General features: G+C 62.7%; 18 protein-coding genes. 11 read left to right on the top strand and 7 right to left on the bottom strand.

All coding sequences use genetic code 11. The features are described from left to right. The first annotated feature begins 51 nt into the window (after positions 1–51). Positions 52–915 (top strand): YkgJ family cysteine cluster protein, encoded by an 864-nt coding sequence (locus HZR20_RS05945; protein WP_181685666.1) that lies wholly within the window; start codon positions 52–54, stop codon positions 913–915. Between the two features lie 48 nt (positions 916–963). On the opposite strand, the gene HZR20_RS05940 is transcribed toward HZR20_RS05945, so the two are convergent. Next, positions 964–1,137 carry a DUF5786 family protein gene (locus tag HZR20_RS05940; RefSeq protein ID WP_181685665.1) on the bottom strand — a complete coding sequence of 58 codons (174 nt, stop codon included), beginning with the start codon at positions 1,135–1,137 and terminating at the stop codon, positions 964–966. 139 nt (positions 1,138–1,276) lie between these two features. Between HZR20_RS05940 and HZR20_RS05935 the strand changes: the two genes are divergently transcribed. After that, positions 1,277–1,774 carry a LabA-like NYN domain-containing protein gene (locus HZR20_RS05935; RefSeq protein ID WP_181685664.1) on the top strand — a complete coding sequence of 166 codons (498 nt, stop codon included), beginning with the start codon at positions 1,277–1,279 and terminating at the stop codon, positions 1,772–1,774. Between the two features lie 8 nt (positions 1,775–1,782). On the opposite strand, the gene HZR20_RS05930 is transcribed toward HZR20_RS05935, so the two are convergent. Then, positions 1,783–1,962: a hypothetical protein gene (locus HZR20_RS05930; RefSeq protein ID WP_181685663.1), complete on the bottom strand. Its 180-nt coding sequence runs from the start codon at positions 1,960–1,962 to the stop codon at positions 1,783–1,785. 103 nt (positions 1,963–2,065) lie between these two features. Between HZR20_RS05930 and HZR20_RS05925 the strand changes: the two genes are divergently transcribed. From HZR20_RS05925 to HZR20_RS05900, 6 genes are all read left to right on the top strand, one after another. After that, a complete protein-coding gene (locus HZR20_RS05925; protein WP_181685662.1) occupies positions 2,066–2,527 on the top strand; it encodes a PUA domain-containing protein in 462 nt (153 codons plus the stop codon). A 63-nt stretch (positions 2,528–2,590) separates the two neighbouring features. After that, a complete protein-coding gene (locus HZR20_RS05920) occupies positions 2,591–2,971 on the top strand; it encodes a nascent polypeptide-associated complex protein (protein WP_181685661.1) in 381 nt (126 codons plus the stop codon). Next, a complete protein-coding gene (locus HZR20_RS05915; RefSeq protein WP_181685660.1) occupies positions 2,968–3,699 on the top strand; it encodes a tRNA (adenine-N1)-methyltransferase in 732 nt (243 codons plus the stop codon). Before HZR20_RS05920 ends, HZR20_RS05915 begins: the two co-directional genes overlap by 4 nt. A 56-nt stretch (positions 3,700–3,755) precedes the next feature. Beyond that, positions 3,756–4,457, top strand: coding sequence for a class I SAM-dependent methyltransferase (locus tag HZR20_RS05910; RefSeq protein ID WP_181685659.1), 702 nt, complete (start codon positions 3,756–3,758; stop codon positions 4,455–4,457). A 69-nt stretch (positions 4,458–4,526) separates the two neighbouring features. Next, positions 4,527–5,528 (top strand): thymidylate synthase, encoded by a 1,002-nt coding sequence (thyA, locus tag HZR20_RS05905; protein WP_181685658.1) that lies wholly within the window; start codon positions 4,527–4,529, stop codon positions 5,526–5,528. Between the two features lie 2 nt (positions 5,529–5,530). Then, positions 5,531–6,115: a dihydrofolate reductase gene (locus tag HZR20_RS05900; protein ID WP_181685657.1), complete on the top strand. Its 585-nt coding sequence runs from the start codon at positions 5,531–5,533 to the stop codon at positions 6,113–6,115. On the opposite strand, the gene HZR20_RS05895 is transcribed toward HZR20_RS05900, so the two are convergent. The 3 genes from HZR20_RS05895 to HZR20_RS05885 all read right to left on the bottom strand — a co-directional run bounded on the left by HZR20_RS05895 (position 6,100) and on the right by HZR20_RS05885 (position 7,501). Then, positions 6,100–6,489 carry a type IV pilin gene (locus HZR20_RS05895; RefSeq protein WP_181685656.1) on the bottom strand — a complete coding sequence of 130 codons (390 nt, stop codon included), beginning with the start codon at positions 6,487–6,489 and terminating at the stop codon, positions 6,100–6,102. The two genes, HZR20_RS05900 and HZR20_RS05895, sit on opposite strands and share 16 nt — an antisense overlap. Positions 6,490–6,553: 64 nt before the next feature. Beyond that, complete coding sequence (locus tag HZR20_RS05890; RefSeq protein ID WP_181685655.1) at positions 6,554–7,177, bottom strand: hypothetical protein; 624 nt, start codon at positions 7,175–7,177, stop codon at positions 6,554–6,556. Between the two features lie 3 nt (positions 7,178–7,180). Further along, complete coding sequence (locus HZR20_RS05885; protein ID WP_181685654.1) at positions 7,181–7,501, bottom strand: transcription factor S; 321 nt, start codon at positions 7,499–7,501, stop codon at positions 7,181–7,183. A gap of 111 nt (positions 7,502–7,612) precedes the next feature. Between HZR20_RS05885 and rpe the strand changes: the two genes are divergently transcribed. Further along, positions 7,613–8,254 carry a ribulose-phosphate 3-epimerase gene (gene rpe, locus HZR20_RS05880; protein ID WP_181685653.1) on the top strand — a complete coding sequence of 214 codons (642 nt, stop codon included), beginning with the start codon at positions 7,613–7,615 and terminating at the stop codon, positions 8,252–8,254. 48 nt (positions 8,255–8,302) lie between these two features. On the opposite strand, the gene prs is transcribed toward rpe, so the two are convergent. After that, positions 8,303–9,151 (bottom strand): ribose-phosphate diphosphokinase, encoded by an 849-nt coding sequence (prs, locus tag HZR20_RS05875; protein ID WP_181685652.1) that lies wholly within the window; start codon positions 9,149–9,151, stop codon positions 8,303–8,305. Positions 9,152–9,267: 116 nt separating this feature from the next. Here prs and HZR20_RS05870 point away from each other — a divergent pair, with 116 nt between their 5' ends. Both HZR20_RS05870 and HZR20_RS05865 read left to right on the top strand, forming a co-directional pair. Further along, entirely contained in the window at positions 9,268–9,855 is a 588-nt protein-coding gene (locus HZR20_RS05870; RefSeq protein WP_258560367.1) for a triose-phosphate isomerase, read from the top strand. 168 nt (positions 9,856–10,023) lie between these two features. Then, positions 10,024–10,863: an aldo/keto reductase gene (locus tag HZR20_RS05865; protein WP_181685651.1), complete on the top strand. Its 840-nt coding sequence runs from the start codon at positions 10,024–10,026 to the stop codon at positions 10,861–10,863. Positions 10,864–10,881: 18 nt separating this feature from the next. Here the strand turns inward: HZR20_RS05865 and HZR20_RS05860 are convergent, their stop codons facing one another. After that, positions 10,882–13,605 (bottom strand): PAS domain S-box protein, encoded by a 2,724-nt coding sequence (locus tag HZR20_RS05860; RefSeq protein ID WP_220132666.1) that lies wholly within the window; start codon positions 13,603–13,605, stop codon positions 10,882–10,884. Positions 13,606–13,697 lie beyond the last annotated feature (92 nt).

The following is a 13,697-nucleotide window of genomic DNA, read 5'->3' as shown; positions in this document are numbered from 1 at the left end:
CCTCTCACCGATGGCCGACGATTTTTGCGTTCGTGGTACCGATGAACACGCATGGAGGTCGATTGCGAGGGGTGTGCCGGGTGTTGCATCGACTGGCGTCCGCTCGCTGCTGGCTCGCTCGATCACGAACGAAGCGGGCCCTACGAGCCACTCGACGACGCCTACAATCTGGTATCGCTCCGTCGCGAGGAAGTCCGCGGATTCGTCGAGGCGGGGCTGGCCGACGCGTTGACCCCGCGCCTGTGGGCGGGGGAGGGGGACGGCGTCACTGTCGATGGGATCGAGCTGGCAGCTATTGATGGACAACCGACGTTCCTGATTGGCCTCCGCCACGTGCCAAAACCAGTCGGCCCGTTCGGTCAGGAGCCGACCTGGCTGTCGACGTGTGTTTTTCTCGATCCCGAGACGCTGCAGTGCCGGATTCACGCGGACGATATCTATCCTGCAACCTGCCGGATCTATCCCGGTTCGAATCTCCTGCTCGACGCCGAAACCGAGTGTGAACGAGTCGAGCGCGAACACGGCGGCCGACGGTTACTGGAAGCCGACGCGCCGCCGGATGCCGAGCCGATGTTCGGACCAGGGGCGCTGGGGACTCGGGTGTTCGCCCACCCGGATCCCGATCGAATCGAGGCGGCAGTTGCGCGGATCCGAGATGGCGACGCGACGGCCCGGGACCGGGCCGAGTTTGTAGCCGTCGCCGCGGCGGCGAGTCCGGGGACTGTCGAGATCGAAGCGCGCTTCTACGAACAGACGCGCGAGCGAGTGTTCATCGCCGATTCCTGGATCGGGGATGCCATCGAGGACTGGCGGCGACGCGCACATACCGAGGTGCCCGACCCGTCGCTGGCCGAATCGATCGAGACGGTACGTGGTGCACCCACAACGTCAGGTTGGAGTGACTCCTCCGGCTAATAGTCCGGCTGTCGTCCAGTACACTGGGTCATAACGAGGGAACCGAAATCAGTCGGACTGGATCTCCTTGTACGTCTCGAGGAGCTCTTCCGTCGAGTCGTCGCTCTCGTACTCTACACTGCCGTGATAGACCGTCCGGTCGTCGTCGAAACTGGCGTCGACCGAACTGTTCTTTCGCTCACGGCGCTCGTGTTCTTCCTCATCGAAAGAGCCCATCGACATTGTGTACCACACCGAACGTTCACGATATTCCCTCATCAATGTAACGGTTCCCACGATATCTAATAGCACGCATGGGCCGGCATCTCAGACAGGGACAGTCGCCACAAACCCTTTGCGCCCACCGGCCGGAGGGTGAGCAATGACGGATATCCACCCAGACCAGCGGGTCGCCGTACTGGCGGACTCCCAGAATCTCTATCACACGGCCCAGAGCCTATACTCACAGAACATCGACTACGAGTCGCTTCTGTCGGCAGCGGTCGACGACCGGCGACTCACGCGGGCAATCGCGTACGTCATTCGGGCGGACACCGACGACGAGCAGCGGTTCTTCGAGGCGCTGATCGATATCGGATTCGAGACAAAGATCAAGGATCTCAAAACCTTCGCGGACGGGTCGAAGAAGGCAGACTGGGACGTAGGGATGAGCCTCGATGCGGTATCGCTGGCCCCCCACGTCGATACACTCGTGTTGTGTACCGGTGACGGTGACTTCTCCCGGCTGGTCTCACACGTCAGACACGAGGGTGTCAAAGTAGAGGTGTTCGCGTTCGGCGAATCGACCTCAGAGGAGTTGATCGACCGCGCGGAGGCATTTACGGACCTGAGCGAGGATACGAATCGTTTCTTACTGTGAGTGGTTGTTTACACTGGCCGGCCTTGCTCTGCCGTGCCGACGAGTAGTGCGCCCGCGGCCAGCCCCAGAGCGGCTGGTGCGCCAGCCATCGCCGGAATGACGTCGGTGACGCCACCAGCGAGAATAACGACGCTCGAAACCGCCAGTAACCCGAAACCCAGGAGTTGTTTCTGTGAGTCGACAGCCATATGCGCCAATATCACCCCCGGCCGCATAAATCGAGCACTACCCGGTCTGGATTGCCGTGGCTGATAGCAGCGGTTAAATCGTCGCATCGACAACCATCGGTCGATGGACGAATGGCGTCGTCTCTCGCGGATCGCGGAGTATCAGTTCGGTAGCGGTGCCGGCAGGGCACTGTTTGCCAATCGGGAGGAGCTAACGATCTCCCGGTCAAAATCGGGTCGCCCGCGCCAGATTCACGGCCCCGACGGACGGCTCCTCACGCTGGGCCTGGACGGTCGATTCACCCTTGGCTACGCCGGGGGACAGCGACTCACGGCCGCGACCGAGGAGTTACGCAACCGCGTCGTTGTCGGCGAGGAAAGTGATCCGTACGTGCGTGACGGTCGCAATGCCTTTGCAAAGTTCGTGACCGCGGCCGATCCGGCAATCAGAGAAGCCGATGAGGTGCTCGTGGTCCGTGAGGACGACACGCTGCTTGCGGTCGGGCGCGCGGAACTCCCGGCCACAGCGATGGCGGACTTCGAGACCGGGATGGCTGTCGCCGTTCGGGACGGTGCCGACGACTGAGACCGGCAGGCAATCGAACCTGACGTCGCCAGGCTTTTTATTGCGCGTAGCTGACGCCAGTGTATGTTCGGAGGCGGCGGCGGGGGCCTGAATCCTCGCAAAATGAAGCAGATGATGGAACAGATGGGAATCGACATGGAAGACATCGAAGCTGAGGAGGTCGTCATCAAAACGCCCGATGGCGATCTGGTCTTCGACGACGCCGAGGTCCAGCTGATGGAGGCACAGGGCCAGAAGACCTACCAGGTCGTCGGTGAACCAGAGCAACGCGAAGGCGGCGCGAGCGGGGACGCCGACACGGCAGCCGACGATGTTGACGCAGGGGTCCCACAGGCTGACGTCGATATCGTCGTCCAGCGGGCTGGCGTCGACGAAGCGACGGCTCGTGAGGCCTTAGAAGAGGCCGACGGCGACCTCGCGGCAGCGGTCGCCAGCCTCGAGTGAGCGTTCTCCTCGTCGGGGAGGGACGGGAGTACCTCCGCGAACGTGGCGAGACCTTAGAGACCGATCTCGGTGTTCTGGAGATCCCCGAAGACGCCCAACCGGGCGACACGCTGGAGACGCATCTCGGGACCGTCTTCGAGGTGCGCGCGTTGCGGGGTCCGGATCTGTTCGAGCACTTCCAGCGGACCGGCGCGCCGATGATGCCCCGGGACGTGGGCCTCATTCTCGGTCACACTGGCATCGCTGGCGGCGATCGCGTGCTGGACGTGGGCACCGGGACGGGCGTCCTCGCGGCGTACGCGGCTCGAACCGGCGCGTCGGTCGTGACCTACGAGCAGGACGGAGACTTTGCCGAGGTCGCTCGAGAGAACATGGCGCTTGCTGGTGTTGCAGACGCTGTTGACGTGCGGACGGGTGATGCGACCGAACGCCTGGACGCCCTCCAGGATGACGCGCCTTTCGACGTGTTGACGCTTGATACCGGCGACGCCCCCGCGCTGGTCGAGCATGCCCCCGACCTGCTGGCTGACGGTGGGTTCGTGGCGGTTTACTCGCCGTTCGTCGAAAGCTCCAAGGCAGTCGTCGAGACGGCCCGCGAGGTCGGACTATCCGAGATTGAGACCTTAGAGACGATCCAACGCGAGATGGACTTCGATTCGCGTGGCTCGCGACCCTCGACCGCCGGCGTCGGGCATACGGGCTATCTGACGTTCGGGCGGCTAGTCTAAGCCAGCCCCGAATCCGAATCGAAACCAATTCCTAGCAGGCGAAAGCGGGCCTTGGCATGCCCGAACGGTTGTACACCGACCACCCGGAACTGTACGACGCCATCCAGTCCGAGTGGGACTACGACCGGGACGTGTCGTTCGTCACCGATGCCCTCGATCGTTTCAACGTCGACGGAGAGCGACTGCTGGAGATCGGCTGTGGGACGGGCGAGCACACCAGGCGGTTCGTGGCCGCCGGGTTCGACGTGACGGCGATCGACAAGTACGACGGGATGCTCAACGTCGCCCGCGAAAAGTGCGACGCTGACTTCCGACGAGAAGCGCTCCCTGATCTCACCGTCGAGCGCGAGTTCGACGTCATCGTCCTGATCCGTGGTGTCCTCAATCACCTTCCGCCCCAGGATCTACAGCCCGCAATCGACGCCATCGAGACGCGCCTGGCCGCGGGCGGCGCCCTCGTCTTCGACAACTCCCCGCTCCCACCTGATGGGAATCACCCAGCGCTCGCCGTTGGGACCACGGACCAGGGGGATTACGCACGGATTTCCCAGCACGTTGCCACCGGTGAGGGCCGCCTCGACTGGCGATCGATGACGGTCACGCCCGACGGCGAGTTTTTCGTCGATTCGCGTTTGATGACGCCGTTCGATGACGCCACGATCGCCGACGGTCTCGATGAGGCGGGTCTTGCAGTCGAGGCCGTCGATGGCTATGGCCCTGGTGACGAACGGACCGTGTTCGTCTGCACGCAAGCGTAACGGTGTCGCGGCGGTCTGCGGATCGGAGTAGCCAGCTATTAACCTCCGTGGTGCGTGACTCCGTCAACGATGCAGCAGTATCTCGATCTCGTCGAACACGTCTTGGCGGAGGGCACGTACAAGCCCAACCGGACCGGCGTCGACACGCTCGCGGCGTTCGGGTACAGCTACGATGTCGACCTCCAGGAGGGCTATCCGCTACTCACGACCAAGCAGATGGACGGCTTCCGCTGGAATTCGATGCTCCACGAGGTACTGTGGTACCTTTCGGGCGAGGAGCACATCCGGACTCTCCGAGAAGAGACAGGCATCTGGGACGACTGGGCCGACGAGGAAGGCCACCTCGATACCGCCTACGGGCGGTTTTGGCGGCGCTATCCGATCCCCGAGGGGGATGAGCGTCTTCCGGGCGAGTCCTGGCCCGACGAGGGCCACCGCTGGGTGAACGACGAGGGGACCTTCGACCAACTGCAGTACGTCATGGACCAACTCCAGGAGAACCCACAGTCCCGGCGGCTCGTCGTCAACGCCTGGCACCCCGCCAACGCGGCCGTGAGCACGCTCCCACCGTGTCACTACACGTTCGTGTTCAACGTCCAGGGCGACCAGTTGAACGTCCATCTGACCCAGCGCTCGGGCGACGTCGCGCTGGGGATCCCCTTTAATATCGCCGCTTACTCACTGCTAGCTCACATCGTTGCCGACCGGACTGGCTTCGAAGTAGGGCGGTTCTCCCACACCGTCGTCGACGCCCACATCTACTGTGGCGAGGGCGAGCGTGGCGAGTGGTACGACGAGAACCGTGCGGAACTCGCCGATCGCGTGGCCGCGGTCGAGGACCGTAGCGAGTACGCCGACGTGAAAGCATGGATTGCGTCCGAAGCGCCGCCGGAACCCGGCACTGAGAACGCCGATCACGTGCCAAATCTCCTGGAACAACTGACTCGCGAGCCTCGCGAACGGCCGACCATCGACGTGGCCGAGAAACCGCTTGCTGCACTGGACTTCGAGGACATCCAGCTCCGCGAGTACGAGTCGGCACCCGGGCTCGAATTCGCCGTCGCGGAGTGATTATGTCGGAAGACGAGAGCCCTGCGGGAGCGACACCGCAACGCGCCGATGATCCGACGATTGTCCTCCTGGCCGCGGTTGCCGAAAACGGTGTTATCGGTGCCGACGGAGAAATCCCGTGGTACTATCCCGAGGACCTGGCGCATTTCAAGGAAACAACGATGGGTCACCCCGTCATCATGGGCCGGCGCACCTACGAGTCCATCGCCGAGCGAGTGGGCGGCCCACTGCCCGGTCGGACGAATGTCGTCCTCTCACGGTCGGGATTTTCGCCGGACGAAACGGACGCGGACGACGACACAGCGACCATCGTGGCCGAGAGTGTCACGGACGCGATCGCGAGCGCAGCCGAACGGGATGCAGACGTCGCGTACGTCGCCGGTGGCGCGACGGTCTACAAGCAGTTCCTCCCGCTCGCCGATCGGCTGGTCGTAACCGAAGTGCCCGAGTCACCCGACGGCGACACGTACTTTCCCGAGCGGGATACCGACGACTGGACGGTCATCGATCGGCGGGAAACGGACGAGCTAGCGTTTCTGACGTACGAGCGGACGGGAACCGGCCGAACGGATCACGGGACGTCGTAGGTTGCAAGAACTGACGCCTTCTCACCGTCAGGTGATTCCCAGACAACCCGGATCGCATCGCCGCTTTCGAGTTCGGTAACCGTGATCGAATCCCCGGCGGCGATCTCGTCGTCCGGCCACTCGCTGACAGTACCGGGACTCCGCACTTCGAGCGCTGATCGGGGGACCATGTCACCACCTTCGTGGGTAATAACGACTGCACCCGAGTCGTCGGATTCGAAGCCGAACACTGCCTGTGGCGGTACGCTTGCCTCTCCCTGGGAGGCCCCCATCTCCATCACGAACGTTCCAAAGATGGCACCGACAATCAGCAGTAGGATACCGAGGATCGATATCACACCGCGCTTGTTTGGGAGTCGAACTGACGATTGCATGTATCGTCCATTTGTGACAGTCAAATTATGAGTATTGTCGGACCTCAATCGTGACGGCTTGTGATCAATACTCGACGCTGCGAATCAGCGAGCGTAATTCCTGGCGATTGTCGTCCGGTGCGTCATCGAGGGTTGGGAGGTCCAGCACGTCAGCCAGCGACACCGCCGGATGGAGCCCACCGGCCACCAGTATCGCGTCGTCGTGCCAGATGCCGATCCAGCCTTCCATCGGCACCTCGCGTTTGCCGTTGTCCGTCTCGACCGGCAGCGTTGCGTCGTAGCGCGTCAGTTTCGCTTGCGTGCCCGACTCGGTCTCGATGTCCACCGCCTCACCCTGCTCGACGTCGATCAAGCCTTCCTCGCGGAGTTGATCGCCGAATTCCGCCCGAGCGGCGCTGCGGACTTTCGGGAGCGCCATCGCCGGCCCGAATGCGGGGGGAAGCGACGGGGTGAACGTCAGCCGCGCCGCGTAGAAGAGCCGCCAGAGGTGATCCGGGCCGCCAGCAGTTCGGACCTGCTCGCGCAGCGCATCGTCTTCGTAGCGGCGTTCGTGTGCGTGGACGGTGACGCCCATGATGCGGGCCCGAACCTCGAGGCGCTCGTCGCGAAGCGCCCAGCCACTGTCCTCGAGACGGTCGAGTGGGACGGTCGGATACCGGGCGTCGATATCCGGCGTTTCGTCCGACACGGGTCAGTGGTCGTCTTCGCGCCACTTGTGGTCGCACTCGGTGCAAGTGAAGAACCGCGTTTCGGATTCGTCGGCGGCCCGGATCTGTTTCAGCTCCCAGAACGCACGGTCATTGTCACACTCCGGACACTGAATATCGGTCGTCGGCCGGGCGTCCTCCTCGCTCTCGCTGAGGTCGACGATCTCGCCTTCTTCCTGGCCCTGGGTCGTGACCATGCCGCTCTCTGCATCTGATTCGCGGGGTTTTTCGGCACCGCAACTTCCACAGACCCACCGGTCGCCTTCGGTCTTCATCATCGAGCCGCAGTCGTCGCAGAATTCCATGTCCGGCGTAAGCCCGCAGAGTGACTTAAGCGCCCGGATTCGATGCAGCGCCGGACGGACCCTGCCCCGATGGATACCGTTTTACTGCCTCGATTTCAATCCCAAGTCACCATGCGTATCGCACCGTCAATCCTCGCGGCCGACTTCGCCGACCTGTCCGGCGAGGTCGAAGCAGTCGACTCAGTCGAACTGTTGCACTTAGACGTCATGGACGGCCACTTCGTGCCGAACATCTCCTTTGGGCCGCCGGTCATCGAGTCGCTCCGATCTCGGACGGACGTCTATTTCGACACCCATCTCATGATCGAACAGCCCGAACGCTATGTCGACACGTTCGAGGCGGCCGGAGCCGACAGGCTAACTGTCCACGCCGAAGCCTGTGAGGACACAGCGGCCGTCGTCGACCAGATACACGACGCAGGTTTGGACGCAGGCGTTGCGATCAATCCAGACACGCCAGTCGAGACGATCGAACCGCTTCTGGAGGACATCGACCTGGCCCTGGTGATGACCGTCCAACCCGGGTTCGGCGGGCAGTCGTTCATGCACAAAACCGTCGAGAAAGTCGAAAAAATCGCTGCAATCAGCGACGTCGAGATCGAAGTCGACGGTGGCGTCGACGCTGAGACGGGACCACAGTGTGCCAAGGCGGGGGCCGATACCTTCGTCATTGGCTCGTCGCTGTTCGGCCGTGATGACGCGTCGGCGGCCTTGTCGGAACTCCGAGCGGCGATCGGTATCGACGCCGAGTAAGCAATCTTCTACCGGAGCGCCGATATACAGGAATGCGTCCGAAGCGGCTTACTCCGCCAGCGCGTCAGCGATTGGCTTGGCAGCGCTGACCTGACTAATCGAGCGATCGATCGTGTCGGTAGCGCACAGCGACTGAACGCCAGCGCGGTGGAGTCGACTGAGCGCGTTTCCGACGAGCAGCGGGTGGATGCAGGTGACGTAGACTCGACCAGTGTCCTGATTGTCGAGGATGTTGACTGCCTCGCTCATCGTCCCGCCGGTCGCGATCATATCGTCGACAAGCACGATATCGCTGCCCGAGAAGTCTTTGTCCTCGGCCGTCATCTCGACGTCCGTCGCAGAGTGGCGGACCTTGTCGAAGTTGTCGACGTACCCCTCGCCGTAAGTGTCTCGGACAGAATTGGCGAGCCATTCAGCGTCTTCGTCGGGTCCCAGGAAGACGGGATCGGCAAGGTCGTCCGGCAGGGGTTCGGCCAGTTTCGGGGCGGCGTCGACGGGTGCCGAGGGGACATCGAAGTAGTCTAGCACGGAGATATTGTGCGGGTTGACCGAATAAACCCGATCGGTGCTTGCGTTGATAGCGCGTGCGACCGCTCGTGCCGAGATAGCTTGCCCCGGTTCGAACAGCTTATCCTGGCGAGAATACCCCAGGTAGGGGAGTACCGTCACAACCTCGTCCGGATCAAAGGCGTTGGCTCGTTCCTGGAGTTCAATCAGTTCGAGGTGAGCCCGCGCAGTGGTCGTCGAGCCAATCACGACGATCCGATCGTCGCCGGCAACCGTCACGCCGTCAGCCGTCACGGCCGTCCCATCGGCCTCGAAGTCGACCAGCGGTTCGTCTAGCTCATCCGAGACACCCGTCGCGATTGCCTGCGCAGTCGACGTACCCGTAATCATGTATCGAACTCTTCTCGGGAGAGGCAATAAGACATTTCGGTTCGACCCGTCGATCGCCGGTTTGACCCACTGTACCGTGGAAACCGTTGTGTCTCTCGCCCGGCAATCCCGGCAGGATGGGGTTACCGTATCCACATTGCCAAATCAGCTACAAGGACTACCGCGGCACAGATGGGTTCGAAGGCCTCGAACTGGCCAGGACAATCGAGCGGATCGCCGCCGAGACTGGCAGGACATTCGCCCGCACACCCCAACTCCCCGACATTCGTTTGCTGTCACGGGAGACGACGCTGCCGATCATCGCCCCGTCGGTCGACCCCGTCAGCCCAGGGCGTGCCACGGGGAGAGTCCGCCCGGAAGCGCTTTCGGATGCGGGCGCAGTGGGGGCCGTGATCAACCACACTGAGAAGCAAGATACGCTCACGGACGTCCAGCAGAAGGTCGAGCGCTGTCGGGACGCGGGACTCGACACGATTGTCTGTGTCGACAGCGTTGAGACCGGCCGGGCCGTTGCCCCGTTCGAGCCGGATCAATCCTGTTTGAGCGCCCCGACGACATCGGGGGCCAAGCCCCGCTCACGCGTACCCATCCCGAACGAGCCGAGCCGGTTCTCGACCTGCGCGACGCGAACGCCCCCGAGGCAGCAGTGCGGATCGGAAGGGGTATCGTATCCGCCAAGGACGTTCGCCGGGCGGTCGACCTAGGCGTTGATACCGTCGACGCGGCGTCGGCGATCGCGACTGCCAAGAACCCCGGCTCGAACCTTCGAGCAATCGGTGCGGTCGTTGCTGAGCAGTGACCCGGATCGGCCGGTGGTCATCGCAATCGAGCGGGCACGTTAAGACCAGCCCGATCAAAAATCGGGCCTGACTATGTCTGTCCCGACCACCACGCTGCCGAGCGGTGACGAACTGCCAGTCGTCGGCAAAGGAACCTACGAGTTGGAGCGCGAGGCCGTCAAAGCGCCGGTCGAGATCGCTCTGGAGACTGGATACACGCACATCGACACCGCCGAGGGCTACATGAACGAGGCAGCTCTGGGCGAGGCCCTCGCCGGGCACGACCGCCAAGAGGTCTTTCTCACCTCGAAAGTTCTCCCGAAACATCTCAACTACGAATCAGTGATCGAGGCTGCGAAGTCGACCCTTGTGGACCTCCAGACGGACTTTCTGGATCTGTACCTGATCCACTGGCCCAATCCGGCGATCTCCATCCGGGAGACGATGGACGCGATGGCGACCCTGAAATCGGAGGGACACGTCCGCAACGTCGGTGTGTCGAACTTCGATCTGTATCAACTCAGCGCGGCCCAGCACGTCAGTTCGGTTCCGATCGCCGTCAACCAGATCGAGTTCCACCCCTACTTGCAGCGGCCCGACCTCGTCGAGTATTGCCAAGAGAACGACATCGTCGTCGAGGCCGCAGCCCCTCTCGCTCGGACCGAAGTGCTCGATGACCCCGTAATCGAGAAACTCGCCGAGAAGTACGACCGAACGCCGGCCCAGATCGTCCTTCGGTGGGCCATCGAGAAGGACGTCGTTGTCCTCCCGCGCTCGACTTCTCGGGGCCATATCGAACAGAACATCGATCTCTTCGACTTCGAGCTCGGAGCGGAGGATCACGCTCGCATCGACGAGCTCGATCGCGACGAGCCAGTCTACGACGACCGTGCTCGCTCCTGGGACGACGACGTCTGGGGCATGGCGGAGTGACCTATTGCCGGGTGCAAATTACTCCCCAACCACATCCACTTCGGTGAACTCAAAGCGCGCGCCGCCGTCCGTTCCGTCGGTTACTCGAACACGCCAGTCGTGAGTGTCGGCGATCGCCTCGACGATCGCAAGCCCGAAGCCCGTCCCGTCTTCGACTGTGGAGTGACCCGGTTCGAACACCGATTCGTGGCTCTCTTCGGGGATGCCTGGGCCGTCGTCTGCGACGTAGAAGCCGTTTTCGAGCGCTCCAACTGTGACAGCAACGTCGTCGCCAGCGTGAGTTATCGCGTTCGAGAAGAGGTTCGAGAGCAGCTGTCTCAACCGGCCCGGATCGGTGTCGATCGTCTGATCAGTCTCGACGGAAAGAGTCGCCTCAGCCGTCATCACCGTTTGCCAACTGTCCGCAGCCGCCTGAGCGAGTCCGACGGGTTCTGTCTCGATTGCGGCCATCCCTTCGACAGTGAGCGTCCGGAGGTCCGCAATCAGCGAGATGCTTCGCTCGACGGCCGTCGCCGCGTATTCGAGGTGGACACTGTCACACTGTTCGATGGCGAGTTCGAGTCGGCTGCTGGCGACGTTCAATGGGTTCCGGAGGTCGTGACTGACGACGCCCGCGAACTGGTCGAGGCGGTCGTTTTGCTGTTTTAGGCGCTGTTCATTGCGCGTCCGCTGGGTGACGTCCCGGTACAACCAGAGATTGGCCTCGCCGTCGGGTAGCGTATAGGGGACATAATCACGTTCGAGGACGCGTCCGTCAACGAGCTCGAATCGCTCGTTTTCGACGAGGTCACGGGCGGCGATCCGCTCGTCGATCCCGTCGATAAACCCTTCGGGATCAGCGAAATCGGCCTTGAAATGTTCGGCAGCCAGGGTACAGTCCTGGCCGATCAACGCGTCAGTCGAAGACGGGGCACCGAAGAGCGAGAGCAACCGCTCGTTGACCAGTAGAACGTTACGGTCAGCGTCCTCGACGAGGACACCCACCGGCAGATTCTCGACGATCGTCCGCAAAACCGTATTGGCCTGGTCGCGTTCTCGTTCGCGCTCTTTGCGGTCGGTAACGTCGACGTTGATCGCAACGAAGCGCTCGATCTCACCCTCGTCGTTGGTGACCGGTGTGATCGTCTGCTCGACGACGTAGCGCGTCCCGTCGCGACGTTCGTTGAGGAGTTGCCCGTCCCACGTCTCGCCGTCGAGGATTGTCTCCCAGAGAGTGGCGTAGAACGCTTCGTCGTGTTCGCCGGATCTGAGGATCGACGCCTCACGGCCGATTGCGTCTTCGGCTGTATATCCGGATTGGGCCTCGAACGCCGGATTGACGTACTCGATGGTGCCCTCGGGATCTGTCCAGTAGACCGCGTGGCCGACATGTTCGACCGCCTGGCGGAACGACCGGAGCTCACGCTCGCGTTCGCTCCAGTTCGTAACGTCCGTGTACCAGACGTAGTTGCCATCGGGCGAGCCGTCGTCCAGCCCGAACGGAATGATGTGGATGATGAACTCCCGGATCCCGTCGCGTGTCCGCCGTTCGACGCTTTCGGTGATGGCCTCTCCCTTGGCGGTTCGTTCACGAAACTCAACGTGTTCGTCATGATGTGCGTCGGGAACGAGGACGTCAGACACTTCCTCGCCAACGATGGCATCGCGGTCGAACCCGAAGACCGCCTCGAAGGCCTCGTTGACGTCCGTAATGTACTGCTGGTCGTCATCACGTAGAGGGCGAGAGGCGGCCACTGGCGTGGGCGCGTTCGCGAACAGCGCCTCCCGGCGGTCACGCTCCTCCCGACGCTGTTCGTCGATCGACAGTGAGTGCAGCGCGTGGCCGATGTCAGCACCGAGTTCCGCGAGCAGGTCGCGCTCGTCCTCATCGAAGGGGTGGGGCTGGTCCGCATACAGCGTGAGCACGCCGCCCAGCGTCTCGCCGTGTTCCAACGGGACGGCCGCGATCGACTCGAACCCGTATGCGGTCACTGTTTGCACCCACCGATCGAGCGCCGGATCAGCCGCGATGTTCTCCGAGACAGCGACGTGCCGGTCGCGGGCCGCAGTCCCGGCAGGCCCCTGTCCAGTCGGGCTGTCGTCTGCCGTGACTGTGATCTCTTCGAGATACCCCTCTGCCTCTCCGGCCGCCTCCCGCGGGACGAGTCGGCTCGTCTCAGCATCGACGGTGCCGATCCACGCGAGCGCGTAGAGATCAGTCTCGACGATTCGCTCACACACACGAGCCTCTACCTCGGCCCGGGAGTCTGCCCGTACGAGGATCTGGTTGATGTCGCTGGCGAGCGATCGGATCCGATCGAGTTTCGCTGCCCGCTGCCCGGACCGGTATTGAGCAACGGCGTTGTGGATCCGGTTTTCGAGCAGATCGTACTGTTCGGTCCCTCCACCCTTCTGGAGGTAATCGGTCGCCCCGGCGGTAATTGCCTCGCTGGCCACCTCTTCGCTCCCCTTCCCCGTATAGAGGATGAACGGGAGGTTGGGATGTGCTGCCCGAACCGTCTCGAGGAACTCAATGCCGTCCATCTCCGGCATCGCGTAGTCCGAGACCAGACAGTCGAACCGGCCGGCCGAAAGCCGATCGAGCCCCTCGCTTGCACTCGTGGCTGTCTCGACGGCGATATCACTATCGCGCTCGAGCATATCAGCCACCAGCGCCACGAGATCCGGCTCGTCGTCGACGTGCAGAACGTCGATCTGCGCCAGTTCACCTGTCACCACAGTTACTTCTTGGGTGGCGTGCATCAAAAGACTATGGTAACTGGCCACACATATTTCAGGTTCGGACGCCAGTGCTCCCGATTCACGGAGCCAGAACAGCCATCTCAATTAGATCG

It is taken from the genome of Halorhabdus salina (assembly GCF_013839425.1).
Classification (GTDB): Archaea; Halobacteriota; Halobacteria; order Halobacteriales; family Haloarculaceae; genus Halorhabdus; species Halorhabdus salina.
Note: the sequence above shows the minus strand (reverse complement) of the source record. Positions and strands in the feature narration are given on the sequence as shown.

What these genes read in the sequence shown, in the direction of transcription:
- HZR20_RS05945 (WP_181685666.1), top strand. Translation starts at nt 52, where the DNA reads ATGGAGGTCGATTGCGAGGGGTGTGCCGGGTGTTGCATCGACTGGCGT.
- HZR20_RS05940 (WP_181685665.1), bottom strand. Translation starts at nt 1,137, where the DNA reads ATGTCGATGGGCTCTTTCGATGAGGAAGAACACGAGCGCCGTGAGCGA.
- HZR20_RS05935 (WP_181685664.1), top strand. Translation starts at nt 1,277, where the DNA reads ATGACGGATATCCACCCAGACCAGCGGGTCGCCGTACTGGCGGACTCC.
- HZR20_RS05930 (WP_181685663.1), bottom strand. Translation starts at nt 1,962, where the DNA reads ATGGCTGTCGACTCACAGAAACAACTCCTGGGTTTCGGGTTACTGGCG.
- HZR20_RS05925 (WP_181685662.1), top strand. Translation starts at nt 2,066, where the DNA reads ATGGACGAATGGCGTCGTCTCTCGCGGATCGCGGAGTATCAGTTCGGT.
- HZR20_RS05920 (WP_181685661.1), top strand. Translation starts at nt 2,591, where the DNA reads ATGTTCGGAGGCGGCGGCGGGGGCCTGAATCCTCGCAAAATGAAGCAG.
- HZR20_RS05910 (WP_181685659.1), top strand. Translation starts at nt 3,756, where the DNA reads ATGCCCGAACGGTTGTACACCGACCACCCGGAACTGTACGACGCCATC.
- thyA (WP_181685658.1), top strand. Translation starts at nt 4,527, where the DNA reads ATGCAGCAGTATCTCGATCTCGTCGAACACGTCTTGGCGGAGGGCACG.
- HZR20_RS05900 (WP_181685657.1), top strand. Translation starts at nt 5,531, where the DNA reads ATGTCGGAAGACGAGAGCCCTGCGGGAGCGACACCGCAACGCGCCGAT.
- HZR20_RS05895 (WP_181685656.1), bottom strand. Translation starts at nt 6,489, where the DNA reads ATGCAATCGTCAGTTCGACTCCCAAACAAGCGCGGTGTGATATCGATC.
- HZR20_RS05885 (WP_181685654.1), bottom strand. Translation starts at nt 7,501, where the DNA reads ATGGAATTCTGCGACGACTGCGGCTCGATGATGAAGACCGAAGGCGAC.
- rpe (WP_181685653.1), top strand. Translation starts at nt 7,613, where the DNA reads ATGCGTATCGCACCGTCAATCCTCGCGGCCGACTTCGCCGACCTGTCC.
- prs (WP_181685652.1), bottom strand. Translation starts at nt 9,151, where the DNA reads ATGATTACGGGTACGTCGACTGCGCAGGCAATCGCGACGGGTGTCTCG.
- HZR20_RS05870 (WP_258560367.1), top strand. Translation starts at nt 9,268, where the DNA reads ATGGGGTTACCGTATCCACATTGCCAAATCAGCTACAAGGACTACCGC.
- HZR20_RS05865 (WP_181685651.1), top strand. Translation starts at nt 10,024, where the DNA reads ATGTCTGTCCCGACCACCACGCTGCCGAGCGGTGACGAACTGCCAGTC.
- HZR20_RS05860 (WP_220132666.1), bottom strand. Translation starts at nt 13,605, where the DNA reads ATGCACGCCACCCAAGAAGTAACTGTGGTGACAGGTGAACTGGCGCAG.